The organism is Enterobacter sp. PL_is379, assembly GCF_055817355.1.
This window is the reverse complement of sequence record NZ_JBVPGT010000025.1, coordinates 114,002-138,476: the sequence shown is the minus strand read 5'-3', so window position 1 is coordinate 138,476 and position 24,475 is coordinate 114,002. Positions and strand designations below refer to the sequence as shown.

The 24,475-nt window shown below is 56.7% G+C and carries 21 protein-coding genes, 1 tRNA gene and 2 pseudogenes; 11 read left to right on the top strand and 13 right to left on the bottom strand.

Annotated features, from left to right (window positions below):
* Positions 1-102: 102 nt before the first annotated feature.
* Together uraH and AC0TOY_RS07380 are read right to left on the bottom strand one after the other, a co-directional pair.
* Positions 103-513 carry a hydroxyisourate hydrolase gene (gene uraH / locus AC0TOY_RS07385; protein WP_024906656.1) on the bottom strand — a complete coding sequence of 137 codons (411 nt, stop codon included), beginning with the start codon at positions 511-513 and terminating at the stop codon, positions 103-105.
* A 99-nt stretch (positions 514-612) separates the two neighbouring features.
* Complete coding sequence (locus tag AC0TOY_RS07380) at positions 613-1,338, bottom strand: MerR family transcriptional regulator (protein WP_024906655.1); 726 nt, start codon at positions 1,336-1,338, stop codon at positions 613-615.
* Between the two features lie 117 nt (positions 1,339-1,455).
* On the opposite strand from AC0TOY_RS07380, the gene AC0TOY_RS07375 reads away from it, so the two are divergent.
* The 6 genes and pseudogenes from AC0TOY_RS07375 to AC0TOY_RS07350 all read left to right on the top strand — a co-directional run.
* Positions 1,456-1,980, top strand: a complete 525-nt coding sequence (locus AC0TOY_RS07375; protein ID WP_473721663.1) for a lipocalin family protein — start codon at positions 1,456-1,458, stop codon at positions 1,978-1,980.
* Between the two features lie 78 nt (positions 1,981-2,058).
* Positions 2,059-3,105 (top strand): class I SAM-dependent methyltransferase, encoded by a 1,047-nt coding sequence (locus AC0TOY_RS07370; RefSeq protein WP_061716228.1) that lies wholly within the window; start codon positions 2,059-2,061, stop codon positions 3,103-3,105.
* Between the two features lie 66 nt (positions 3,106-3,171).
* Positions 3,172-3,615, top strand: a complete 444-nt coding sequence (locus tag AC0TOY_RS07365) for an acetyltransferase (protein ID WP_024906652.1) — start codon at positions 3,172-3,174, stop codon at positions 3,613-3,615.
* Positions 3,616-3,854: 239 nt separating this feature from the next.
* Entirely contained in the window at positions 3,855-4,919 is a 1,065-nt protein-coding gene (locus tag AC0TOY_RS07360) for a hypothetical protein (protein ID WP_208763382.1), read from the top strand.
* Positions 4,916-5,203, top strand: a complete 288-nt coding sequence (locus AC0TOY_RS07355) for a DUF6966 domain-containing protein (protein ID WP_248166109.1) — start codon at positions 4,916-4,918, stop codon at positions 5,201-5,203. Before AC0TOY_RS07360 ends, AC0TOY_RS07355 begins: the two co-directional genes overlap by 4 nt.
* A gap of 91 nt (positions 5,204-5,294) precedes the next feature.
* Positions 5,295-5,392: pseudogene (locus tag AC0TOY_RS07350) on the top strand (GNAT family N-acetyltransferase); the annotation flags it as partial.
* On the opposite strand, the pseudogene rhuM reads toward AC0TOY_RS07350, so the two are convergent.
* Positions 5,391-5,602, bottom strand: a pseudogene (gene rhuM, locus AC0TOY_RS07345) (RhuM family protein); the annotation flags it as partial. The pseudogenes AC0TOY_RS07350 and rhuM overlap by 2 nt on opposite strands.
* Positions 5,603-5,736: 134 nt before the next feature.
* Between rhuM and AC0TOY_RS07340 the strand changes: the two are divergent.
* On the top strand, positions 5,737-6,156 hold the full coding sequence (locus tag AC0TOY_RS07340; RefSeq protein ID WP_473721662.1) for a toll/interleukin-1 receptor domain-containing protein: 420 nt from the start codon (positions 5,737-5,739) through the stop codon (positions 6,154-6,156).
* A gap of 3 nt (positions 6,157-6,159) precedes the next feature.
* On the opposite strand, the gene AC0TOY_RS07335 is transcribed toward AC0TOY_RS07340, so the two are convergent.
* A tRNA-Sec gene (locus tag AC0TOY_RS07335) sits at positions 6,160-6,254 on the bottom strand.
* A 289-nt stretch (positions 6,255-6,543) separates the two neighbouring features.
* Between AC0TOY_RS07335 and AC0TOY_RS07330 the strand changes: the two genes are divergently transcribed.
* Together AC0TOY_RS07330 and yicI are read left to right on the top strand one after the other, a co-directional pair.
* A complete protein-coding gene (locus AC0TOY_RS07330) occupies positions 6,544-7,935 on the top strand; it encodes a glycoside-pentoside-hexuronide family transporter (RefSeq protein WP_473721661.1) in 1,392 nt (463 codons plus the stop codon).
* Positions 7,936-7,947: 12 nt separating this feature from the next.
* A complete protein-coding gene (yicI, locus tag AC0TOY_RS07325; protein WP_473721660.1) occupies positions 7,948-10,266 on the top strand; it encodes an alpha-xylosidase in 2,319 nt (772 codons plus the stop codon).
* Positions 10,267-10,314: 48 nt separating this feature from the next.
* On the opposite strand, the gene AC0TOY_RS07320 is transcribed toward yicI, so the two are convergent.
* Both AC0TOY_RS07320 and xanP read right to left on the bottom strand, forming a co-directional pair.
* Positions 10,315-12,018 (bottom strand): AsmA family protein, encoded by a 1,704-nt coding sequence (locus AC0TOY_RS07320; protein WP_090420354.1) that lies wholly within the window; start codon positions 12,016-12,018, stop codon positions 10,315-10,317.
* Between the two features lie 119 nt (positions 12,019-12,137).
* Positions 12,138-13,529 (bottom strand): xanthine/proton symporter XanP, encoded by a 1,392-nt coding sequence (xanP, locus tag AC0TOY_RS07315; protein WP_014881972.1) that lies wholly within the window; start codon positions 13,527-13,529, stop codon positions 12,138-12,140.
* 226 nt (positions 13,530-13,755) lie between these two features.
* Between xanP and gltS the strand changes: the two genes are divergently transcribed.
* Positions 13,756-14,958, top strand: a complete 1,203-nt coding sequence (gene gltS / locus AC0TOY_RS07310; RefSeq protein WP_157188419.1) for a sodium/glutamate symporter — start codon at positions 13,756-13,758, stop codon at positions 14,956-14,958.
* A 1-nt stretch (position 14,959) separates the two neighbouring features.
* On the opposite strand, the gene recG is transcribed toward gltS, so the two are convergent.
* Genes recG through gmk form a run of 5 tightly spaced genes read right to left on the bottom strand, consistent with a single transcriptional unit; the run spans position 14,960 to position 20,826 of the window.
* A complete protein-coding gene (gene recG / locus AC0TOY_RS07305) occupies positions 14,960-17,041 on the bottom strand; it encodes an ATP-dependent DNA helicase RecG (RefSeq protein WP_252074037.1) in 2,082 nt (693 codons plus the stop codon).
* Between the two features lie 3 nt (positions 17,042-17,044).
* A complete protein-coding gene (trmH, locus tag AC0TOY_RS07300; RefSeq protein ID WP_473721659.1) occupies positions 17,045-17,734 on the bottom strand; it encodes a tRNA (guanosine(18)-2'-O)-methyltransferase TrmH in 690 nt (229 codons plus the stop codon).
* 4 nt (positions 17,735-17,738) lie between these two features.
* Positions 17,739-19,853, bottom strand: a complete 2,115-nt coding sequence (gene spoT, locus AC0TOY_RS07295; RefSeq protein ID WP_024906643.1) for a bifunctional GTP diphosphokinase/guanosine-3',5'-bis pyrophosphate 3'-pyrophosphohydrolase — start codon at positions 19,851-19,853, stop codon at positions 17,739-17,741.
* Between the two features lie 19 nt (positions 19,854-19,872).
* On the bottom strand, positions 19,873-20,148 hold the full coding sequence (gene rpoZ / locus AC0TOY_RS07290; protein ID WP_000135058.1) for a DNA-directed RNA polymerase subunit omega: 276 nt from the start codon (positions 20,146-20,148) through the stop codon (positions 19,873-19,875).
* Between the two features lie 54 nt (positions 20,149-20,202).
* Positions 20,203-20,826: a guanylate kinase gene (gmk, locus tag AC0TOY_RS07285; RefSeq protein ID WP_420251565.1), complete on the bottom strand. Its 624-nt coding sequence runs from the start codon at positions 20,824-20,826 to the stop codon at positions 20,203-20,205.
* A 251-nt stretch (positions 20,827-21,077) separates the two neighbouring features.
* Between gmk and ligB the strand changes: the two genes are divergently transcribed.
* On the top strand, positions 21,078-22,748 hold the full coding sequence (ligB, locus tag AC0TOY_RS07280) for an NAD-dependent DNA ligase LigB (RefSeq protein WP_148770322.1): 1,671 nt from the start codon (positions 21,078-21,080) through the stop codon (positions 22,746-22,748).
* A 2-nt stretch (positions 22,749-22,750) separates the two neighbouring features.
* Here ligB and AC0TOY_RS07275 read toward each other — a convergent pair whose 3' ends face one another.
* Both AC0TOY_RS07275 and AC0TOY_RS07270 read right to left on the bottom strand, forming a co-directional pair.
* A complete protein-coding gene (locus AC0TOY_RS07275; RefSeq protein ID WP_023334014.1) occupies positions 22,751-23,368 on the bottom strand; it encodes a trimeric intracellular cation channel family protein in 618 nt (205 codons plus the stop codon).
* 204 nt (positions 23,369-23,572) lie between these two features.
* Complete coding sequence (locus AC0TOY_RS07270; protein WP_061716219.1) at positions 23,573-24,436, bottom strand: YicC/YloC family endoribonuclease; 864 nt, start codon at positions 24,434-24,436, stop codon at positions 23,573-23,575.
* Between the last annotated feature and the right edge of the window lie 39 nt (positions 24,437-24,475).

Sequence of the window (24,475 nt, the reverse complement as noted above, 5' to 3'; positions counted from 1 at the left end):
GGTGTGGTCCTCCCGTTCATATAATTAAAACTTACACAACATGACTAATTTGTCCAAGTATTCGCGGAACTATTTTTTTTATTCCTTTAGAATCAATGCGTCTTAGCTGCCCTTGTAGGTCGAGTAACCGTACTGACTCAGCAGAAGCGGGATGTGCAGTTTCTCGTTTGTGCGGGTCACGGTAAACAGCACCGGGATCTCCGGGAAGAAGGAGTCGAGCTTTTTGCCGTGGAAGTAATCTGCGGTTTTGAAGGTCACTTTATACACGCCAGGCTGCATGTCCTGATCCTGCGGATAGAGCGATTTGATGCGTCCGTCGTGGTCGGTTTTGCCGCTGGCAATGGGGGTCCATTTGTCCTGCTGCTGCTTCTCCAGCGTGACGGTCACGTCTGACGGCGGCATCCCGGTTTGCTGGTCGAGAATGTGGACACTCAGCGTGCCGGCAGGGGCGCTAAAGGCAGCAGGGGCAAAGGCCATCGAGGCCAGGATCAGCAGAGGGGCAGTTTTTTTCATGGTGTTTTCCTGTGGGGTTATTCGTCACTGGAAAACGTTAGCATCTGCGGCGCGGGAAAATATTCAACTTTTCGTGAAGATTCCCGCAGGAGAAAATGATTAGAGGATAATCACTTCAAGCGATACCTGCTGCTGCCACTGCTCCAGCTGCTTTTTCCGCCCGGCGGTGAGTTTGCTGCTGGTGACCAGCAGCCATTTGCGCTCCGGGAAAATTTCCGGTGCCAGCGCGTCAGGCGGAACCGGCAGGATGTCGATCCGATGGCCCTGTCCGGTGCGCGTTAGGGCTTCGAGCCAGATCTCGCACGGGTCGTTGAGGTGCCAGCCGCTGAGCAGAATATTATCGCCCGGCGCTTTTTTATCGCCTTCGAGGCAAAACGAGGTGTAGGCGATGATGATGCCGTCGAGGATCGCGCGCAGGGTCATGGCGGCGGCGACGTTGGCCGAAACCTGGCTGCGCAGCGGGCGCAGCACGTTCGCGACCAGCTCCGGCCTTGGGTACTCGCGTCCGGCGTCGTAAATCATCTGGCGCAGGGATTCGACTTTGCCGTCCTGCAGGCGTTGCAGCATGTTCTGCTGCAGGGTTTGCCAGTTGTTGGTCCGTCCCGGCGTCGGGCGTTCCAGCAGCGGTTTGACCTGGCCAATCGGAACACCTTTTTTTACCCAGTCGAGGATTTTGAGCGCCTGCTGGACGTCCTCATCGCTGTACTGGCGATGGCCGCCTTCCGTGCGCTGTGGCTTGAGTAAACCATAGCGACGCTGCCACGCCCGCAGGGTGGTGGCGGTGATGCCGCTGAGTCGGGCGAATTCGCCGATGGAGTAAGCCATGTCCGTGTCCAGAGTGGAGGAATACTCTCAATATACTACGAATTTTCCCGAACGGGATGAAGCGCCGAAACGGTGCACTACACTTAACGTCCAACCGTGCAAATGAAAGGAATTCTCATGAAGCTATGGCCTGTTGTGACCGGTGTTGCCATTGCGCTGACGCTGGTCGCCTGTAAATCCCCCACGCCGCCGAAGGGCGTGCAGCCTATTTCCGGTTTTGACGCCAACCGCTATCTCGGAAAATGGTATGAGGTCGCCCGTCTGGAAAACCGCTTTGAACGCGGGCTGGAGCAGGTAACCGCCACCTACGGCAAGCGCAGCGACGGCGGCATCAGCGTGCTCAACCGGGGTTACGATCCGGTGAAGAACAAATGGAATGAGAGCGAGGGGAAAGCGTACTTTACCGGCGAACCGACCACGGCCGCGCTGAAGGTCTCCTTCTTCGGCCCATTCTACGGCGGCTATAACGTGATCAAGCTCGACGATAAGTACCAGTACGCGCTGGTCAGCGGCCCGAACCGCGATTACCTGTGGATCCTGTCGCGCACGCCAACGATCCCGGATGCGGTGAAGCAGGATTACCTGAACATCGCGCGCAGTCTGGGCTTCCGGGTTGACCAGCTGGTGTGGGTGAAGCAATAAAAATCGTGCTTTCTTCCTGGGGCATTACTGGCTCGCCTGGATAGACTTCCGTTAAAAGCCTAACGGAGGGAAGTCGACATGAACTGGCAGCCTTTTCGCGGCGATGCGCCGGAAAATATGACGATTTTCAGCGCGTCATTTCCCGACGTCAGCGACCAGTGGCCGATGAAAGACGATGCTGCCCGTGAGATCGCCTCCCTTGACCGCGCCCTGAAAGCCGAGCCAGCGCTCCGGCCGCCGAGGGTGGAATACGACGAGGGCGGGCAGGCCGTGCTTGTCCCGCAGAACCGCTATTCCGAACAGGCCTTCCGCAACCGCCCGGCGCTCACCGCGTGGCGCACCCGGCTGGTGCCCTCCGCGCTGGCGCTGTTTGTGGTGCAAAACCCGCTGGAAGATCGCCTGCCCGACGGCACTAAAATGGACAGCGACAGCCGCCAGTGGTTTATCCACGCTAACGATGCGGTTGGCGTGCGTTCCCGCGCCAGGGTGCTGGCCGCGCTGGTGGATAAGTACATTCACAATGAGAGCGAGAACAACTGGGTCAGCCTCGCGAGCGGTGCCGCCATTCCGGTGCTGGAGGCGCTGCGTGAAGCAAAGCTCGACGGCCAGCAGGTCTATCTCACGCTGGTGGACAAAGACCCGGTGGCGCTCAGCTGGGCCGAAACCATGGCGGCGCAGGAAGGCATTGTGGTGGGTGAACAGCTGACGCTGCTCAGGCGCAACCTGCTCCATACGCTGGTGCGTAACGAGGACCTGCTGCTGGAGCTGGGCGAGCATCAGGCCGAACTGGTCGACGCGCTGGGGATCTTCGAATACTTCAACGATACCGATGCGGTGACTTTCCTCCAGCGCGCGCTGCGGCTGGTCAAGCCCGGCGGGGCGGTGATTGTGTCGAACATGCTCACCAGTAGCCCGCACATTGACTTTGTGCTGCGGGGTATCGGCTGGGAGGATATTTATCCGAGATCGTTACAGCAGCTGCAGGATATCCACCTCGCGGCGGGTGTGCCGGTGGAAAACGTCACCGTCGTCGTGCCGAAGGATGGGGTGTACGCGGTGATGGAGATTAGGGTAGGGGATGAAAAATCGCACGGTCAGTTCCCTCTCCCTGAGGGAGAGGGTTAGGGTGAGGGGGGAACAGACCGCAAAGCGTGGCTTGAAATAATTCGGTTTTCCAAACATGATCCCCCCATGAAAATAGAAACCGCACTCCCCTCACACTTCGAACGTCTGGTCGCGATCTGGGAATCCTCCGTCCGCGCCACCCATCATTTTTTGCAGGAAAGCGATATTGCGGCGCTGCGCCCGTTATTGCTTAACGCCTATCTGCCTAACCTCAAGGTCGTGATGGCCCGCGATGATGCAGGCGTTATTCACGGCTTTTTAGGCGTGGATGAAAACCGTATTGAAATGCTGTTTGTTGATGACGCGAGCCGGGGGAAGGGCGTCGGGAAATTTCTGCTGCAACACGCCATCGCAGCGTTCGGCGCGAACGAAGTGGACGTGAATGAGCAGAACCCGCAGGGCGTGGGATTTTATCGCCATATGGGGTTTGAGCAGGTCGGACGCTCGGAACTGGACGGGCAGGGGAATCCGTTTCCGCTGTTGCATATGCGGTTGGGTGGACAGGCTTAACGCCCTTGACCTGCTCCCCATTGATTAATACACAGTAATGCTGGCAATTTCTTCATCGACTTTGAGAGTAACTGCGAACTTCAGTTCCTCGCTCGTAGCGGACGTTTTCTGGTCCATCTCCGGTCAGACATAACCCAGGCAGGGTATGTGGTCAATCAACCGCGGGGCATTAGGGGTCTTTGCCTGTTGCCTGGAATGCGCAATAATTGGGCGTATAACGGCAGCGTAAAAGGGACACTATGCTTCATCACAGTCAGGCAATGTCACTGGACGACATCTACCTTGAGGACATTCCTCACATTATCCATCCGGACACTGCGGCAGGAGATCTCGCAGAAACTGCACTGCCCAACCGCATAATTCAGGAGTGGAATTTACCACAGGGCTACACCCGGTTTGTCAGCCGTTATCAACCGTTTCACTGGCAGCATCCGTGGATGGCATACCGTGACACTCTTGCCGACATCAAATCTGGGAAGCTCGTTCTGCTGAGAAAAGACATAACCGGGCATGCTATTTCGGGAGTGCTGACGACATCCGGTGACCTTCGCAATGATCTGCCGCTGTTCCTTCATACCCGGCTCAGCCATCTCCTGTCCCGGCAACTGAAACGCCCGGGATATCACGTTCGCCCGGCGGCACCTGCGCAACATGCTCAGGCTGCAAAAATCATCAACAGCAAAACTGCTGGTCGCTTGTTGGCCGCGGGCGGGATCTATAATGGCAATATCGAGGGATTCCATCAGACCGCGCAGCAGCTCGGTGGCGATGCGCCAGCGGGTTACAATCAGGTTATGGACAATAAAGGGCTGGTTATTGCTGGCGCTTCTGTTGCTGCGGGTCTTGGCCTTGGCAGACTGGGGGCGGCGAGTGAGCTTAACAATCTCCATGTTCTGGGAAAAGTCGAGGGTGAATACTCGATGATAAAGCCCGGACCATTAAATGAGCGCTTTGCCGAAACATTCTCAGGCGGAGCTTACAAGGAAATAACATTGTCCCAGGACACCACATTTTTTAGAGGTGGTCAAAGCGGCACAGAGTTGGGTCGATTTTTCAGTTATGAACGACCTTTAGGAGTACTACAGACGCGTGTCGATAAGGCTGTGTTACCAAAATGGCCTGACGGTTCTGAATCTGTGATCGATAGTTTTTATGAGATAAAAATTCCTGCAGGATCGAAGGTATATGTCGGAGAGGTGGGCTACCAGTCTGATATTTTCCCTGGAGGTACTGAGCAAGTCGTAATCCCTGCACCTTGGAATATTCCAGGCGTAGAGACGGTTAATTTTGGGGGATTGAAATGAAATCAGAAATACATACGTTACTTAATCAAATCATTGAATTACTTGTCTCTTGTGATGAAGGTGTTTGGTCAAAAAGACTAATTTATTATCGTGAGCACCTGGATTCTGATTATGACCAGGTCGTGTTAGGTATTAGGTCTATTTTCAGAGGGGCTGGTTCCTTTAACGACTTAATATTGCAAAATAACGGCAAAATGCTGCAAGCTGAAAACAATACCCTTAATGAGTTATCAGATAAGCTATACAGCTTAATAAAAGCAGAGATCTCAGAGCGTAATATCTGAAAGATGTCGCTGAAAATAACTGTCACAGGGCTGAATATCAGCCCTGTCCTGCTGCCCACCGGCAGTTACACGGAGTTAATCGTCGCGCTCAGCCCTGGATGACGCAGGCGTTATTCACGGCTTTTTAGGCATGGATGAAACCGCATTGAAATGCTGTTTGTGGATGATGCGAGCCGGGGGACCGGGATTAGCGCTTAGCCTGCTTATCCCATTTTAATAAGCCGACGATATCTTTCTCACCCTCGGCTTCTTTCAGCAGGCGCTGCTTTTTTTCAAACTCAATGTATTCTGAGCACGCCTTTTCATCAGCCACTTTCTTGCTGATCTTGCCTGCCCCTTCTAAAACGTCCGGTCGTTAAATTGCAGGAACTGCTCGAGTTTGGTTTGCCTGTCTCGTAATAAATCGTAAAGCTGAACTCACTAAACTGTGCTCTCCATACAATAAAATATCATATAAGAAATTGTGCAGTTATTTTTCAGAATTACATTACATTGAAACTACTCTTCTGGACCAAATTGTGGAGCAGCGCTATATGAATAAACCTAACGGGGCAAAAATTTTCATCTCTCATTCATCATTAGATAAACCGTTTGCAAAAATGTTATGTATGGACCTTGAAGCAAATGGGTATGCTCCTTGGTTGGATGAATGGGACATAAAAGTGGGGGAAAGTATTACCGAGCTAATTTCAGACGGACTAGAAGAAGCTGATTTTGTAATTGTTATTCTTTCTGAAAATGTGGTTTCATCAAAATGGGTAGAAAGAGAATGGCAAACAAAATATTGGAATGTAATTCAACACAATTGTATTCATGTGCTTCCTTTACTTTTGAAAGATTGCAAAATACCTGAGTTGTTAAAAACAAAAAAATACGCAGATTTTAGAAATGATTTTAACAGTGGATTAAGGGACTTATTGGCAGCACTAGAAAGTTTGTATAAAAAGGAATGATTTTGGCGGAAGATCACAGGAGTCGAACCTGCCCGGGAACGCTGGCGTCCCCAACTGGATTTGAAGTCCAGCCACCTCACCGGAGATGACGATCTTCCGCGCCTCGATTGCTACATGGAGGCGGGGCGCATTATAGCTACTTTCAGGCATTTACCACATACCCCACACCACTTTTTTCACCTCTCTTTTGACCTGTACCCCCCTGTTTCAGGTAATTCCTAAGAAAATCCTCATGTTAGCCTTTCTGCTTCCCAACATTTACCGCGATCACAAAAAACAAGAAACGTAATCTGCTAACCAGAAATCGCAATACCCGCCTTTGAAACAATGGTTTAAAACCAATGTAACCGGTCTCAGCGCCCCCTACAGCGTGAAGGATAAAAAAAGATGAGCGAAGTTTTGTCAGTAAAAGAGAAGATTGGCTACGGCATGGGAGACGCCGCCAGCCACATCATTTTTGATAACGTCATGTTGTACATGATGTTTTTCTATACCGATATTTTCGGCATTCCCGCCGGATTTGTCGGCACCATGTTCCTGCTGGCGCGCGCGCTGGATGCGATCTCCGACCCGTGCATGGGGCTGATTGCCGACCGTACCCGCAGCCGTTGGGGCAAGTTCCGACCGTGGATTTTGTTTGGCGCCATCCCGTTCGGTATCGTCTGCGTGCTGGCCTATACCACGCCGGACCTCAGCCTCAACGGCAAAATGGTGTATGCCGCCATTACTTACACCCTGCTGACCCTGCTCTATACCGTGGTCAACATCCCCTACTGTGCGCTCGGCGGCGTAATCACTAACGACCCGACGCAGCGTATCTCCCTTCAGTCCTGGCGCTTTGTGCTGGCGACCGCGGGCGGCATGCTCTCCACGGTGCTGATGATGCCGCTGGTGAAGCTGATTGGCGGCGACGATAAGGCGTTCGGCTTCCAGGGCGGCATCGCCGTGCTGTCGGTGGTCGCGTTACTGATGCTGGCGTTCTGCTTCTTCACCACCAAAGAGCGTATCCAGGTGCCCCCGAGCACCACCTCCATGCGCGAAGACCTGCGCGATATCTGGCAAAACGACCAGTGGCGCATCGTGGGCGTGCTGACCATCCTCAACATCCTTGCCGTCTGCGTGCGCGGCGGCGCGATGATGTACTACTGCACCTGGATCATGGGCTCGCCGGAAGTGTTCGTCGCGTTCCTCACCACCTACTGCGTCGGCAACCTGATTGGCTCCGCGCTGGCGAAACCGCTCACCGACTGGAAGTGCAAGGTCAGCATCTTCTGGTGGACTAACGCCGCGCTGGCGGTGGTCAGCGTGGCGATGTTCTTCGTCCCGATGCATGCCACCGTGGTGATGTTCGCCTTTATCTTCGTCATTGGCGTGCTGCACCAGCTGGTGACGCCGATCCAGTGGGTAATGATGTCCGATACCGTCGACTACGGTGAATGGACCAACGGCAAGCGCCTGACCGGCATCAGCTTTGCGGGCACGCTGTTCGTGCTGAAGCTGGGTCTGGCGCTGGGTGGGGCGATGATCGGCTGGATGCTGGCAGGCGGAGGCTACGACGCGGCGGCCAAAACCCAGAACAGCGCGACCATCAGCATCATTATCGGTCTGTTTACCCTGGCCCCGGCGGTCTGCTACGTGCTGAGCGCCATTATCGCCAAACGCTACTACACGCTGAAAACGCCATTCCTGACCAAAATCCTGAGCGAGCTGGCGCAGGGCGCGCGCCGCAATCAGCAGGAATTTGAAAACCTGCCGGTCAGCAAAGAATTACAGAGCTAAGAGGACGAAAGTATGAAAATCAGTGATGGAAACTGGCTTATTCAACCGGGCCTGAACGTGACCTGTCCGGTTCAGGTGTTCGACGTGGAACAGCAGGATAATGACCTGGTGGTCTTTGTTGCCCCGCGTGACGTGCGTGAACGCACCTGGCAGCTCGACACGTTGATGTTCACGGTGCGCCTGTTTGCCCCGCAGGAAGGGATTGTCGGGGTGCGCATCGAGCATTTCCAGGGTGCGCTGAACAACGGCCCGCACTATCCGCTGAACGTTCTGAAAGACGTGAAGGTAGAGATTGAAAACAACGCCGAGTTTGCCGAGCTGAAAAGCGGCAGCGTCAGCGTGCGCGTCACCAAAGGCGAGTTCTGGGCGCTGGACTTCCTGCGCAACGGCCAGCGTATTACCGGCAGCCAGCTGAAAAATAACGGCTACGTGCAGGACAGCAATACCCACCGCAATTACGTTTTTGAGCGTCTGGATCTGGGCGTGGGGGAAACGGTCTACGGTCTGGGCGAGCGCTTTACCGCGCTGGTGCGCAACGGCCAGACGGTCGAAACCTGGAACCGCGACGGCGGCACCAGCACCGAGCAGTCCTACAAAAATATCCCGTTCTACCTGACCAACCGCGGCTACGGCGTGCTGGTGAATCATCCCGAGAACGTCTCGTTTGAAGTCGGCTCCGAGAAGGTCTCCAAAGTGCAGTTCAGCGTGGAAGGCGAATATCTCGAATACTTCGTGATCGACGGCCCGACGCCAAAAGAGGTATTAAACCGCTATACCCGTTTCACCGGGCGTCCGGCGCTGCCGCCTGCCTGGTCGTTCGGCCTGTGGCTCACCACCTCGTTCACCACCAACTACGACGAAGCGACGGTGAACAGCTTTATCGACGGCATGGCCGAGCGCGACCTGCCTCTGCACGTGTTCCACTTCGACTGCTTCTGGATGAAGGCCTTCCAGTGGTGCGACTTTGAGTGGGACCCGGTGACCTTCCCGGATCCGGAAGGCATGATCCGCCGCCTGAAAGAGAAGGGGCTGAAGGTCTGCGTGTGGATTAACCCGTACATCGGCCAGAAATCCCCGCTCTTCCGTGAGCTGAAAGCGAAGGGCTACCTGCTCAAGCGCCCGGACGGCTCCCTGTGGCAGTGGGACAAATGGCAGCCGGGGCTGGCGATTTATGACTTTACCAACCCGGACGCGTGCCGGTGGTATGCCGACAGGCTGAAAGGCCTGGTGGATATCGGCGTCGACTGCTTCAAGACCGATTTCGGCGAGCGTATCCCGACGGACGTGCAGTGGTTTGACGGGTCCGATCCGCAGAAGATGCACAACCACTACGCCTACATCTATAACGAGCTGGTGTGGAACGTGCTGAAAGAGACGGTGGGGAAAGAAGAGGCGGTGCTGTTTGCCCGCTCCGCGTCCGTGGGTGCGCAGCAGTTCCCGGTGCACTGGGGTGGTGACTGCTACGCCAACTATGAATCAATGGCGGAAAGCCTGCGCGGCGGGCTGTCGATTGGCCTGTCCGGCTTCGGTTTCTGGAGCCACGATATCGGCGGGTTCGAAAACACCGCCCCGGCGCACGTCTACAAACGCTGGTGCGCGTTCGGGCTGTTCTCTAGCCACAGCCGCCTGCACGGCAGTAAATCCTACCGCGTGCCGTGGGCCTACGATGACGAGTCCTGCGACGTGGTGCGCCACTTCACGCAGCTGAAGTGCCAACTAATGCCGTACCTGTACCGTCAGGCGGCGCTGGCCCGCGAGTTCGGCACGCCGATGCTGCGCGCGATGATGCTGGAGTTCCCGGACGATCCGGCGTGCGATTACCTCGATCGTCAGTACATGCTGGGGGATGCAATGATGGTGGCACCGGTGTTCTCCGAGGCGGGCGACGTGCAGTTCTACCTGCCGGAAGGCCGCTGGACGCACCTGTGGCACAACGACGAAATTCAGGGCAGCCGCTGGCATAAGCAGCAGCACGATTTCATGAGCCTGCCGGTCTACGTGCGCGACAATACGCTGCTGGCGCTGGGCAACAATAACCAGAAGCCGGACTACGCGTGGCACGAGGGGACAGCCTTCCAGCTGTTTAACCTGGACGATGGCGCAACGGCGGTGAGCGAAGTGCCTGCGGCGGACGGCGCGGTGGCGTTTACGCTGAAGGCATCGCGTCAGGGCGACACCGTGACCCTTACCGGCGCGGGAGACGCGCAAAACTGGTCGGTGTGCTTGCGCAACGTGCAGAAGGTGAATGGCGTGAAAGGCGGCTCACACGCGGGCAGCGAGTGGGGTGTGGTGGTGAAAGCGGAGGGGAATGAGGTGGTGGTTCACCTTTAATTCCCCTCTCCCCAGAGGGGCGAGGGAATGGTTTGCTCCCTCTCCCTTTCAGGGAGAGGGCTGGGGTGAGGGCGGTGTTGAAACTACACCGCCCGCCATCGTCTGCTGCACCTGCTGTTTATCCATATTCACTGCACTCAGCTTGCCGTTCACCGTTGGCTTCAGTGGCGCATTGGCCTGCACGCTGCCGCTGGCGGTGAGCTGAATATTGCCGTCGCCCGCAATCGGCAGCGCAGGCCAGCCCCACTGCTGCAGTACGTTGAGCGGCACGCCGCGCCCGTTCAGGCTCACCGTAGTCTGCCGCTGCGGAAGCTGAGAAACCGTCGCCGTTGCTTCCAGAATACCTTTCTCGGTAAACGCGCTCAGGTCGGTAATGTTCACCGTGGCGGCGTTGGCATTCAGCGCCAGCGACGGACGACGTACGTCGACGCGGTTAAAGGTCGCCGCCGCGCCGTTCAGGGTCGCGCTGCCGCCCCAGACGCCCCACTGGCGATCTTTCACCAGCTGCAGGTTTGCGCCATAACCGTCCAGAGAAGTGATCTGCCACGGGAAGGCAGGATCGATGTCGATCACCAGGTTGCGGCTTAGGCCGAATTTTTGCAGCGTGACGCTGTTCAGCCATTCCGGCAGAGGCGCCATCCACAGCGTTTTCCAGTTCTGCGGCAGGGTGTACTCCAGCCCGGCGATGGCGACATCGTCCAGCACCAGCGCTTTACCGTCGCGCAGCCAGTTGCCGGAGGTGCGCACCATGCCGCCTTCCCAGCGGGAGGTAAACTGACGCAGCGCCATTCCCTGCGGGGAAAACTCCGCATTCAGGATCGGGTCAAACAGATGCAGCGAGCCGTAGATAAACTCGCTGGCGTTCATCGACAGGCGGCCTTCCTGGCTCTGCCAGTCGCCTTTGCTGAGAGTCAGGTTGCGCAGGCTTAAATCGAGATCGGTCACCGCCCAGTCCGGGCCCTGAAGCCGGGCGTCGGTCACGTCCAGACGACCAATCTGCAGAGAGGGTATGGTGGCCAGCGGCGCGAAGAACGCGGTCAGCATTTTATCGCTCTGCAGGCGGATTTCGTTCAGGCGCATGGTGTCGATAATCCAGCTCCCGTCGGCGTTGCGCAGGGCGGAGCCGGTGAGTGAGCCGCGGGCCATATCGGCACCAATCGTGTTCAGCACCACCTCCTTGCCGTTAAGCTGGCCCTCGATCAGCACGTTGGTGGCCGGTACGCCGTTCAGAGTCAGCGAGCCTGCGCTCATCTGGATCTGCGCGTGATTACCCAGCACGTTGCCCGCTTCTGGCTGCCATGGGCTGACGCCGCCCGTCACCTTCTGCGCGCTCAGGTCCCATTCGGTATTCGGGCTGTTGAACGCCATGTTGTTCAACTGCAGACGATCGGCCTGGAAAGGCAGCGGCGCGGTCTGTGGGGAGAGATTAAGCGTGCCGTCGAACAGGGTGATGGTGTCCACGTGCAGCGGATCGGTTATCTGGCGGCTACTCAGGCCGATATCCACTTTTTTGGCAACCAGGGTGGCGGGTTTTCCGTCCCGACCGAAGGTGACGTTTTCCAGAATGAGGTGGGAAGGCGACGAAAAGCGGTGATTCATCTTGTCGAAACTGAGTTCGTAATCGGTATTCACCGTCACCCAGCTGCTGACCTGAGACGCGCCCCAGCGGGTCTGGAGCAGAATGTAGAGCGCCAGCATCACAATGAGCAGGGCTACCAGAAGATAGATGAGGAGCTTTCCAATAAATTTCATGGTCTTCCATCCCGCAAAACGCACATAAGGGAGTTATGCACGATTTATGCGCAATCCTCAAGGCGGGAATGGTGTAATTAGATGTCACGGCAGGCATTGACTGCCTGCCGTGAGAGAAATCAATTTTTCTCAGGCGGGAAAACGAGGTTCAACACGATAGCGGTGATACCGCCTGCGGCAATGCCGGAAGAGAGCAGGTTTTTTACCCAGTCAGGTGCAAACTGCAGGATCAGCGGCTGCTGGGAAACGCCCAGACCGACGGCCAGTGACAGGGCGATAATCATGATCGCGCGGCGGTTCAGTGGCTCGCGGGAGACGATACGCACGCCGGAGGCCGCGATCGTCCCGAACATCACCAGCGTTGCGCCGCCCAGCACCGGCTCAGGGATGTGCTGCACAAAGCCGCTCACCGCCGGGAACAGGCCGAGGACGATCAGCATCAGCGCCACCACGAAGCCAACGTAGCGGCTGGCCACGCCGGTCAGCTGGATCACGCCGTTGTTCTGACCGAAGCAGGAGTTCGGGAAGGTGTTGAATACCGCAGAGACAAACGAGTTCAGGCCATTCGCCAGCACGCCGCCTTTCAGGCGCTTCATGTACAGCGGGCCGGACACCGGCTGCTCGGAGACGTCGGAGGTGGCGGTGATATCACCGATGGTCTCCAGAGAGGTGATCATAAAGACCAGCATCAGCGGCAGGAGCAGACCCCAGTCAATGCCCAGACCGTAGTACAGCGGCGTAGGAACGGTGATCAGTGCGCTGTTGGTCGGCGCGGTGTTCTCCGGCAGCATGCCCAGCGCCCACGCCAGCAGGTAACCCGCCGCCATGGCGATCACCAGCGAGGCCACGCGCAGGTAAGGGTTACGCTGACGGTTAAGCAGAATAATGATCGCCAGCACGACGCCTGCCAGCAGCAGGTTTTTCGGCGCGCCGAAGGTGTGGTCGCTCATTGCGGCATAGCCGCCGCCGATGGAGGTAAGACCCACCTGAATCAGCGACAGGCCGATAATCATCACGACGACGCCGGAAACCAGCGGGGTGATAACGCGGCGAGCCAGATGCAGAACGCGGGAGATCACCATCTCCGTACAGCTGGCCAGCATCAGCGTGCCGAACAGCGCCGCCATCATGGTCGGGACATCTGCACCGCCGGTTTTCAGGGCCGTACCGCCCATGATCAGGGGCGCCACGAAGTTAAAGCTGGTGCCCTGAATCGATAATAATCCCGACCCCACCGGACCCCACGCTTTAATTTGAATAATCGAGGCCACGCCGGAGGCAAAAAGAGACATGCTGATAATGTGCTGCGTGTCCTGCGCCGGTAAACCGAGCGCCTGGCAAATCAGCAGCGCCGGGGTGATCACCGCAACAAACATCGCCAGAAGATGCTGGCAGGCGGCGAACAGCGTTTGCGGCAGCGGCGGGCGGTCTTCAAGGCGGTAAATCAGTTCGCTATTTTGCTTCTGCGCAATCGGTTGCGCATCAGGCGACTCTATGGTGTTAACGGACATCGGCGGCAATCCCACGGTGGAAAAGCGGGCATTTTATCTGACCACCTGGTAAAAGCAAACGATTGCCAGCAAAAAAAGGGAAGAAAATCTGCCGCTGTGAGCAGGTTTTCTACAACGTATCGGGAAAAAAAATTACACTTTTTCGCGCCGGGAGCTCATGAAGAGCGCAAACCGGCCCAGGATAACGCCGCGTGTGTATGGAACACGCGCAAAACAGGAGCCTTTTATGATTCATCTCGATACGTTGTCGACACTTGTTGCCGCAACGCTGGTCTTACTGCTTGGCCGTAAGCTGGTACATAGCGTTTCTCTTCTGAAGAAATACACCATTCCTGAACCTGTCGCCGGTGGTCTGCTGGTGGCGCTGGCCCTGCTGGTGCTGAAAAAAAGCATGGGCTGGGAAATCGATTTTGATATGTCCCTGAAGGACCCGCTGATGCTGGCCTTCTTTGCCACCATCGGCCTGAACGCCAATCTGGCGAGCCTGCGGGCGGGCGGTAAAGTGCTCGGCGTATTCCTGATTGTGGTGGTGGGGCTGCTGCTGATGCAAAACGCTATCGGCATCGGGATGGCGACGCTGCTGGGACTGGATCCGCTGATGGGGCTGCTGGCGGGGTCAATTACCCTTTCGGGCGGCCACGGTACCGGGGCCGCATGGAGCAAGCTGTTCATCGAGCGCTACGGGTTTGAAAACGCGACGGAGGTGGCGATGGCCTGCGCGACCTTTGGGCTGGTGCTGGGTGGCCTGATTGGCGGCCCGGTGGCGCGCTATCTGGTGAAGCACTCCACCACGCCGGACGGCAGGCCGGACGATGAGCTGGTGCCGACCGCATTTGAAAAGCCGGACGTCGGGCGCAGCATTACCTCGCTGGTGCTGATTGAAACCATCGCGACGATCGCCATCTGCCTGACCGTGGGCAAAGTGGTTGCGCAATGGCTGGCGGGCTCAGCGTTTGAACTGCCGACGTTTGTCTGCGTGCTGTTTATCGGGGTGATCCTGAGCAACGGTCTGGCGCTGATGGGCTTCTACCGGGTGTTTGAACGGGCGGTGTCGGTGCTCGGCAACGTCTGCCTGTCGCTGTTCCTGGCGATGGCGCTGATGAGCCTCAAGCTGTGGGAGCTGGCCTCGCTGGCGCTGCCGATGGTGGCGATTCTGGCGGTACAGGCGCTGTTTATGGCGCTGTATGCCATGTTCGTGACCTGGCGGATGATGGGCAAAAACTACGATGCGGCGGTGCTGGCGGCGGGTCACTGCGGGTTTGGTCTGGGGGCTACCCCAACGGCTATCGCCAACATGCAGGCGATCACCGAACGCTTCGGGCCTTCGCACATGGCGTTTCTGGTGGTCCCGATGGTCGGGGCGTTCTTCATTGATATCGTCAACGCGCTGGTGATTAAGCTGTACCTGATGCTGCCGATGTTTGCCTGAATCAGGCGTTTGAATAGCGTTCGGTTTCCGGCATCCAGCGCTCAATTAACGCTGCCGCCTGTTCGGGGTAGCGTTCATGAATGTGGCGGGCGAGGCGCTGAACCTCGGGGATCATGGCCTGATCGCGCAGCAAATCCGCCACTTTGAATTCCGCGTTCCCCGTCTGACGCGTGCCCAGCAGCTCGCCAGGGCCGCGGATCTCCAGGTCTTTTTGCGCAATCACAAAACCGTCGTTGCTGTCGCGCAGCACCTGCAGACGCATCTGGGCTGTTTTTGAGAGCGGGGCTTTGTAGAGCAGGACGCAGTGGGACGCTACCGCGCCACGGCCAACGCGCCCGCGCAGCTGGTGGAGTTGGGCAAGGCCCAGGCGCTCCGGGTTTTCGATAATCATCAGGCTGGAGTTCGGGACGTCCACACCCACTTCAATGACCGTCGTGGCGACCAGCAAATGCAGCTCGCCCTGCTTAAACGACTGCATCACCGCCTGTTTTTCGGCAGGCTTCATGCGTCCATGAACCAGGCCCACGTTCAGCTCCGGCAGTGCCAGCTTAAGCTCTTCCCACGTGGCTTCGGCAGCCTGCGCTTCCAGCAGTTCCGACTCTTCAATCAGCGTACAGACCCAGTAGGCCTGGCGCCCTTCGTGGGTGCAGGCGTTGCGCACGCGGTCAATGATATCGCTGCGGCGCGTGTCAGGAATGGCGACCGTTGTGACCGGCGTACGGCCCGGGGGCAGTTCGTCGATGGTGGAGGTATCCAGATCGGCGTAGGCCGTCATCGCCAGGGTGCGCGGGATCGGCGTAGCGGTCATGATCAGCTGATGCGGGTGGAAGCCCTGCTGCAGGCCTTTCTCCCATAATGCCAGACGCTGGTGCACGCCGAAGCGGTGCTGCTCGTCGATAATCACCAGCGCAAGGCCGTTAAACTGCACCTGCTCCTGGAAGATGGCGTGCGTGCCGACAATCATCTGCACCTGCCCGCTGGCAATAGCCTCCTGTTGCGCAAGGCGCGCTTTGCCTTTTTGCTTCCCGGCAAGCCAGCCCACTTCAATCCCCAGCGGCGCAAACCAGGCGCGGAAATTATTGGCGTGCTGCTCGGCCAGCAGCTCGGTCGGCGCCATGAGCGCCACCTGTTTACCGTGGGCGATCGCGCGCAGGGCCGCCAGGGCGGCGACCAGCGTTTTACCGGACCCCACGTCGCCCTGCACCAGGCGCATCATCGGCACGTCGAGCGCCATATCGCGTTCGATTTCGGCGGTGACGCGCGCCTGTGCGCCGGTGGGCTTAAACGGCAAGGAGGCCAGCAGCTTATCTTTGAGCTCATCACGCGGGCTTAATGGCTGGGCATGGAAACGCTGCGCGCCTGCGCGGAGCGCCAGCATGCTCAGGTTATGGGCCAGTAATTCCTCAAGGATAAGACGCTGTTGAGCGGGGTGTTTGCCGCTTTCTAAGTCGCTGAGCTGCAGCGTTGGCGGCGGGCGGTGCAGGGTGCGCAGCGCCTCGGGCAGGCTCATCATACCCTGCGCCAGCTCGGGCGGCAGCAGCTCGGTAATGGCGCAGGTATCCAGCAGCTCCAGCGCCTGATCGGTGAGCTTACGCAGCGTCGCCTGCTTGATGCCTTCCGTCGTCGGGTAAACCGGGGTGAGCGTCTCCTGCAGCTCCGGCGTGCTGAGATCGCCCTGCACGCGGTACTCCGGGTGGATCATCTCTGCGCCGTATTTCCCGCGTTTGGCTTCGCCATAGGCCAGCACCCTTCGGCCCGTCGCCAGGCTGTTTTTCATCGCCGCGCTGAAGTTGAAAAAACGCATGGTGAGAATGCCGGTGCCGTCGCTGATCTGGCAGGTCATCATCCGGCGTCCGCCGAAGGTGATGTTGCAGTTCAGGACTTCGCCTTCAACGGTGGCGTAAATGGCAGGAAGGAGATCGCCAATCTTGTATAGCTGGGTGCGGTCTTCGTAACGCAGGGGGAGGTGAAGCAGGAGATCCTGCACCGTGTGCAGGCCAATTTTTGCCAGCTTATTGCTTTGCGCCGCGCCCACGCCCGTCAGGCTGTTAAGCGGGATGGCATCCAGCAGGCGGCCTTTCATCGCTTACCCGGCGTACTGCATGGTGGCCCACCACTCGGCATCGGCTTCAATTTCGCCCTGCGCGTTGACGTGGGGGTAAGGCAATTTTTTCTGCTTCGCAACGCGAGCCAGCACCGGATAACCACCTTCAAACAGCAGTCGCTGCTGTTCCTCTTCCGGCAGCATGCTTTTGCTGCGCTCGTACATCCCGGCGTTCTGACGCTGGCGCTGCGCTTCATACAGAATGAGCGCGGACGCCACGGAGACGTTAAGAGACTGGACCATGCCGATCATCGGAATGATGATGTCCCGATCCGCCAGATCCAGCGCTTCCTGGGTGATCCCGGTTTTCTCCTGACCCATCAAAATGCAGGTCGGGCGGGTGTAGTCGATCTCGCGGAAATCTACGGCTTTAGCGGACAGGTTAGTGGCCAGGATCTGCATCCCGCGCCCTTTCAGGTGCGATACGGCTTCGCCAATGGTGTGATGATTTTTGACAGATACCCAGCTGTTGCTGCCTGCTGCCGCCGAGACCGTATTGCGCATACGGCCATCCGGCCAGACGGCGTGCACTTCATGCACACCGACGGCATCTGCGGTACGAACGATAGCAGAGACGTTATGAGGTTTATGCACCTGCTCCATGCAGACCGTCAGGTCAGGCTGACGCCTGGCGAGCATTTCGCAGATACGTGCATAACGTTGTGAATTCATAAACCTAGTTTCGGTTTCGGGTGACTTTAATCACGTCCGGCATGACGCGGATCTTGCGCATAATATTCGCCAGATGCACGCGGTCGCGAGCGGTCAGACGAATAAAGGCGCTATACACGCGGCCATCTTTCTCTTCTGTGTTCAGGCTTTGAATGTTGGAAGAGGCCGTGTTGATCGCTGCCGTCAGGTTCGCCAGGGCACCCTGATGGTTGAACATATCCACCTTAATTTCGGTGATAAATTCCTGCGCGGTCTCTTTATCCCACTCGACCGCCATAAACTTCTCGGCTTCTTTCTGATAGCCGCGAATGTTACGACAGGATTCGTGGTGGATAACCAGCCCTTTGCCCGGGCTGACGTGCGCAATAATCGGATCGCCAGGAATTGGACGACAGCATTTTGCGAAGGTGATCAGCACGCCGTCCGCGCCTTTAATCGGCAGGTGTCCGTGGCTTTGCGTGGTTGCCGGCACCGCTGTTGTGTCGCCTTGCTGCAGGTTCTTCGCCACCACCACGCTCATGGCGTTGCCGAGGCCAATCTCTGCCAGCAGGTCGTCAAGCGACGTAAGCTTCATGCGCTCCAGCTCACGCTGGACGTTCTCCTGCGGAATTTCAGCCAGCTTACGGCTTCCGCCCAACGCGTGGTTGAGAAGACGACGACCCAGGCTGACGGAATCATCACGCTTGAGGTTTTTCAGCAACTGGCGAATTTTGGCGCGTGCTTTGGAGCTCACGACAAAGTTCAGCCAGGCCGCGTTCGGACGTGCGCCCGGCGCGGTAATAATTTCTACCGTCTGGCCGCTGGAGAGCGGCTGAGACAGTGGATAAGGCTGTCTGTCGACGCGCGCGCCGACGCAGGCATGCCCGATATCGGTATGCACGGCGTAAGCGAAGTCGACCGGCGTTGCGCCCGCAGGCAGTTCGACAATGCGACCTTCTGGGGTGAAAACGTAAATCTCATCCGGGAAGAGATCGGATTTAACGCTCTCGATAAATTCAAACGAGCTGCCCGCACTCTGCTGAAGCTCCAGCAGGCTCTGCATCCAGCGCTGGGCGCGGATTTGTGCGGTCGTGCTGCTTTCGCCACCGTGCTCTTTATACGCCCAGTGTGCGGCAACCCCCATCTCTGCCATCTGGTCCATGTCTTCGGTGCGGATCTGCACCTCAACAGGCACGCCGTGCGGACCAATCATCGAGGTGTGCAAAGATTGATAGCCGTTCGCTTTTGGAATGGCGATGTAATCTTTCATGCGCCCCGGACGCGGTTTGTAGAGGCTGTGCATCTGCCCCAGCACGCGATAACAGGTGTCCGAGTCATGGACAATGACGCGGAAGGCGTAGATATCCATGATCGAGTGAAAACGCTGCTCTTTGAGCACCATTTTGCAGTAGATGGAGTACAGGTGTTTCTCGCGACCGCTGACGCGGCACGGGATCCCCGCTTCCTGTAAGCGCCCTTCGATTTCAGAGAGGATCTTTTGAATCATCTCTTTACGGTTGCCGCGTGCGGCTTTCACCACCTCTTTAATCACGCGATAGCGGTTCGGGTACAACGCTTCAAAACCCAGCTCTTCCAGCTCGGTTTTAATGTGGTGAATACCTAAACGGTGCGCCAGCGGACTGTAGATTTCGAGGGTTTCACGGGCAATGCGGCGACGTTTATCCGGGCGAAGTGAGCCCAGCGTGCGCATATTGTGGGTACGGTCAGCGAGTTTGATGAGAATGACGCGGATATCCTGCACCATCGCCATAATCATCTTGCGGAAGTTTTCGGCTTGCGCCTCTTTCTTGTCGCGGAAATTCAGCTTATCAAGCTTAGAGACCCCTTCCACCAGTTCGGCAACGCTTTTGCCAAACAGCTGTTCCATGTCCTGATAAGTGGCAGGGGTATCTTCGATCACGTCGTGCAGCAGAGCGGCCATCAGCGTTTCGTAGTCGAGTTTCATCTCGGCCAGAATACAGGCCACCGCTACCGGGTGCGTGATATAGGGTTCACCGCTTGAACGTGTCTGGCCCTCGTGAGCGTCACGTGCAACGAGATACGCCTGCTGAAGACGTTTAATCTGGTCTTCAGGCAGGTAGGTTTGAATCAGTTGATTCAGGCTTTCAAACAGATACAAGGGCGACCCGCAGGTTTAATTAACGACGACCTTCAGCAATAGCGGTTACGGCCTGCAGTTCTGCGGCTTCCTGCTCTTGCTGCTCCTGGCGCTCACGCACGTCGAGGATCTGGTTGTTGATCAGACCTTCTTCGATTTCGCGAAGTGCAATAACGGTGGTTTTATCGTTTTCTTCCGGTACCAGCGGATCTTTACCGCCTACCTGCATCTGACGAGCGCGACGCGCGGCGACCAGCACCAGGTCAAAACGGTTACCAATTTTCTCTACAGCGTCCTGAACAGTTACGCGTGCCATACTTAAAATGCTCCACAGGTGAAGAAATGACTGGGCATGATACTGAAAGTGGGTTCAGTCTGCCAACAGTTTGGTGATTAATGCGTCATGTCGCTGCTTCTGGCGGCTCATACGCAGACGTTCTGCACGAAGAATGGTTTTGAGATCGCTCAATGCGGCATCAAAATCATCATTCACAATAAGGTAATCATATTCCGCGTAATGGCTCATTTCTGCAACAGCCTGTTCCATACGCTTTGCGATCACATCTTCGCTGTCCTGACCGCGACCACGCAGACGGCGATCCAGCTCATCTTTCGATGGCGGTAAAATAAAGATACTGCGCGAGTCAGGCATTTTCTTGCGAATTTGCTGTGCGCCCTGCCAGTCGATATCCAGGAACACATTCACGCCCGTGGCCAGAACCTGCTCAATGGTTTCACGCGAAGTACCGTAGTAATTACCAAATACTTCAGCGTGTTCAAGAAACGCGTCTCTGCCGATCATCGCTCTGAATTCGTCGTGATCCACAAAGAAATAGTGTTCACCGTGCACTTCACCCGGACGCGGCTGGCGCGTGGTGTGAGAAACAGAAACCTGTGTGTCGTACAACGGTTGGGTTTTTAACAGTGCCTGAATAAGGCTGGATTTACCCGCGCCACTAGGGGCAGAAACAATATAAAGCGTGCCTTGAGCCATGAGAGTCTTTTGTATGTGTTAACGAAGAAGTCCTACATACGGGCTTATTATACACGTCACCGCCGTGTGACGTAGCCTTTGTCACACTTTTTCCCCTCGATTATTGAATTTTGCGTGCCGTTTTCAGGTTTTATCTGTGGTTTTCAGCAACCAAAAGAAATACTGGATAGCGTCTCGCAATGCGAAACGTTGCCGTTAGCGTTGTTTCAGGCATCCGGGTATACCTCCTGCAACGCAAAGGAGGGGTAGCGATGTGGCGATGGATAAGCGGGTTAATGCTGTTGTGGTGCGGTTATGGCGCGGCGATGTGTCCGGTGTGGTCGCAGGCAAAAGCAGAGAAAGAGATGGCGTCGTTAAGCGCGCAAATCAAACGCTGGGATGAGGCTTACTGGAAGCAGGGCGTGAGCGAGATCAACGACGAGGTTTACGACCAGCTTCACGGGCGTTTAACGCAGTGGCAGCGCTGTTTTGGCAGTGAGCCTTCAGAAGAGAAACTCCCCGCGCTGACGGGGAGCGTAAAACATCCTGTTGCCCACACGGGCGTGCATAAGGTGGCCAGCAAAGAGGAACTGAGACAGTGGATGCGTGCGCGGCAACATCTGTGGCTGCAGCCGAAAGTTGACGGTGTGGCGGTGACGCTGGTCTATCGTGACGGGAAGTTAACCCAGGCCATCAGTCGTGGTGATGGCCTGAAAGGGGAAGACTGGACCGGGAAGGTGCGTTTAGTCCCGTCTGTTCCGCAAAAGCTCACCGGCAAGCTGGCGAACAGCGTCTTACAGGGCGAACTCTTCTGGTTGCGCGACAACCACATTCAGCAGCAGATGGGCGGAATGAACGCTCGTGCAAAGGTGGCGGGGGCGATGATGCGGCAAAAGGATAACTCGCTATTGAGCAAGATCGGCGTATTCATCTGGGCCTGGCCGGACGGACCGAAAGATATGCAGACCTCTTTAGCTGAACTGTCTCAGGCTGGTTTTACGCTGTCGGCACGGTATACGCTTCCCGCCGAATCTGTTGATGGCGTCGAGAAACAGCGCGCGGCCTGGCACGTGACCGCATTACCCTTTGCCACGGATGGCATTGTGGTGCGTTCGGAGGATGAACCTGCTGGCGAAGATTGGTTACCGGGAGAAGGCAACTGGGTCGTTGCGTGGAAATATGCGCCTACAGCCCAGGTTGCTGAGGTGAGTAATATTCATTTTTCCGTGGGGCGAACGGGCAAAATTTCCGTTGTAGCCGCGCTGGAACCCGTGCAACTGGATGATAAACAGGTGCAGCGGGTGAGCCTGGGCTCGGTTGGGCGCTGGCAGATACTGGATATTGCCCCGGGGGATCAGATACAGATCAGCCTGGCCGGGCAGGGTATCCCCCGGTTTGATAAAGTGCTCTGGCGCGGGACGGACAGACATAAACCAGAGCCTCCGGCCTCGCGTTATCATTCGCTTAGCTGTTTCTACGCTTCCCCGGAGTGTATGGAGCAGTTCTTTGCCCGGCTGACCTGGCTCAGTTCAAAGCAGGTGCTTGATATTGAAGGATTAGGCGAGTCAGGCTGGCGTACCCTCTGGCAGGCGCATCATTTTGAACATCTCTTTTCATGGCTGTTATTAACTCAGGCGCAGCTGCAGTCTACACCGGGGTTTTCCTCAGCACGCGGGCTGGCGCTCTGGCACCGATTTAATCTGGTGCGCGAGAAGCCGTTTATCCGCTGGCTCATGGCGTTGGGTGTGCCAATGACGCAGGCTTCGCTGAAGGCGATGGGAGACATATCGTGGCAGAAGATGAGCGGGCGCAACGCAAAGGACTGGCAGGCCCTGCCGGGAACGGGAGAAGAAAAAGCGCGACAAATCGTTAACTGGATGCACGTGCCTCAGATTGATGTGCTGGCGAAATGGCTCGCTGAACAGCACATCAACGGGTTCTGAAACTAGTGTGCGCTGTGTTTGTAATGAAAAACGGGCAGCCCGAGCTTCAGACGCAGCGCCAGCATGCGGGCCGTAAAGCCAAACAGTAGCGTCGAGATGACCACCACATCATGGTTAGAAACGTAATGCTGCAGGGCGATATAAAGCACCGCTGCCGCAAAGGAGATGCCGGCATACAGTTCTTTTTGAAAGACCAGAGGAATGCGCTTGCAGAACATATCGCGCAGCACACCGCCGAATACGCCCGTGACCACGGCGGCAATGGTGGCGATAACCGGTCCTTCCCCCATATCGAGCGCGATTTGCGCACCGATGATCGAAAAGACGATCAGCCCCAGCGCATCAAGCACCAGGAACAGGCGGCGAAGATGGGGCATAACGGGCGCCACGATGGTGGTTAACACGGCAGCAGTCGCCACAATAATCACGTATTCAGGGTGTTTAACCCAGCCGAGCGGGTAATGGCCAAGCAGGATATCGCGCACGGAACCACCGCCAAGCGCGGTCGCGGTAGCAATAATGATTACGCCGAAGGTGTCCATACGGCGACGTCCGGCGGCAAGCGCGCCGGTCATGGCTTCTGCGGTGATGCCAATGAGATAAAGGATGTGAAGCAGCATAGACCCTCCAGTGTGAACGCGGGGAGGTTAGCGATTTGTGCGCAAGATCACGATTGAGATTTTCTAAGGCGAGTCAGGTTGCCCTATAAAATTTTATTAATTTATTTTGAGCAGGCTTGGTGATAGGCGGTAAAACGTAAAAACGGATGTTGATATGGATTAGAAATAATAATGGGTGGTGCCGTCGACACCACCCGAAAGGCATTACTCGATGTTCTGAATCTGCTCGCGCATCTGCTCAATCAGCACTTTCAACTCAATCGCTGAATTCGTCACGTCAGCATTGATCGATTTAGACGCCAGGGTGTTCGACTCACGGTTGAACTCCTGCATCATAAAGTCCAGACGGCGGCCCACCGCTTCCTTCTTCTTCAGAATGTTGTAGGTCTCTTTAACGTGCGCTTCCAGACGGTCCAGCTCTTCAGCGACATCGATACGCTGCGCCATCAGCACCAGCTCTTGTTCCAGACGGGTGTTTTCCAGCTGAACTTCCGCTTCTTCCAGTTTGGCGACAAGGCGTTCGCGCTGCCACTGCAGCACTTCCGGCATATGGGTGCGGACTTTCGCCACTTCGGTGCTCACGCCTTCAAGGCGCTGCTCAATCATCGCTTTCAGCGCCTGACCTTCGGTTTCGCGGGCAACGATAAAGTCGTCCAGCGTGCCGTCGAGGGCTGCCAGGATTTCAGCGGCAATGGCATCCAGATCCTGCTCTCCAGCTGCCATGACGCCAGGCCAGCGCAGAATATCAACCGGGTTGATTTCACCTTCATCGCTCTGCATTTTGACCCAGTTCGCCGCATTCACGAGCTGTTTCGCCAGTTTTTCGTTGAGGATCAGCTCGCCCTGTGCGCTGGCATCAGGCTCAAAGCGCAGGTTACATTCCACTTTACCGCGCGTCAGACGCGTACGAATACGCTCGCGTACAACAGGCTCAAGGCTGCGGAACTGCTCCGGCATACGGAAATACGTTTCCAGGTAACGCTGGTTTACCGAGCGCATTTCCCATGTGGCGCTACCCCAGCTACCCTTGATTTCACGCCGGGCGTAGGCGGTCATACTGCGGATCATAGACATTCCCGTTTTTAAAGGAGAGATGGGGGGATTATA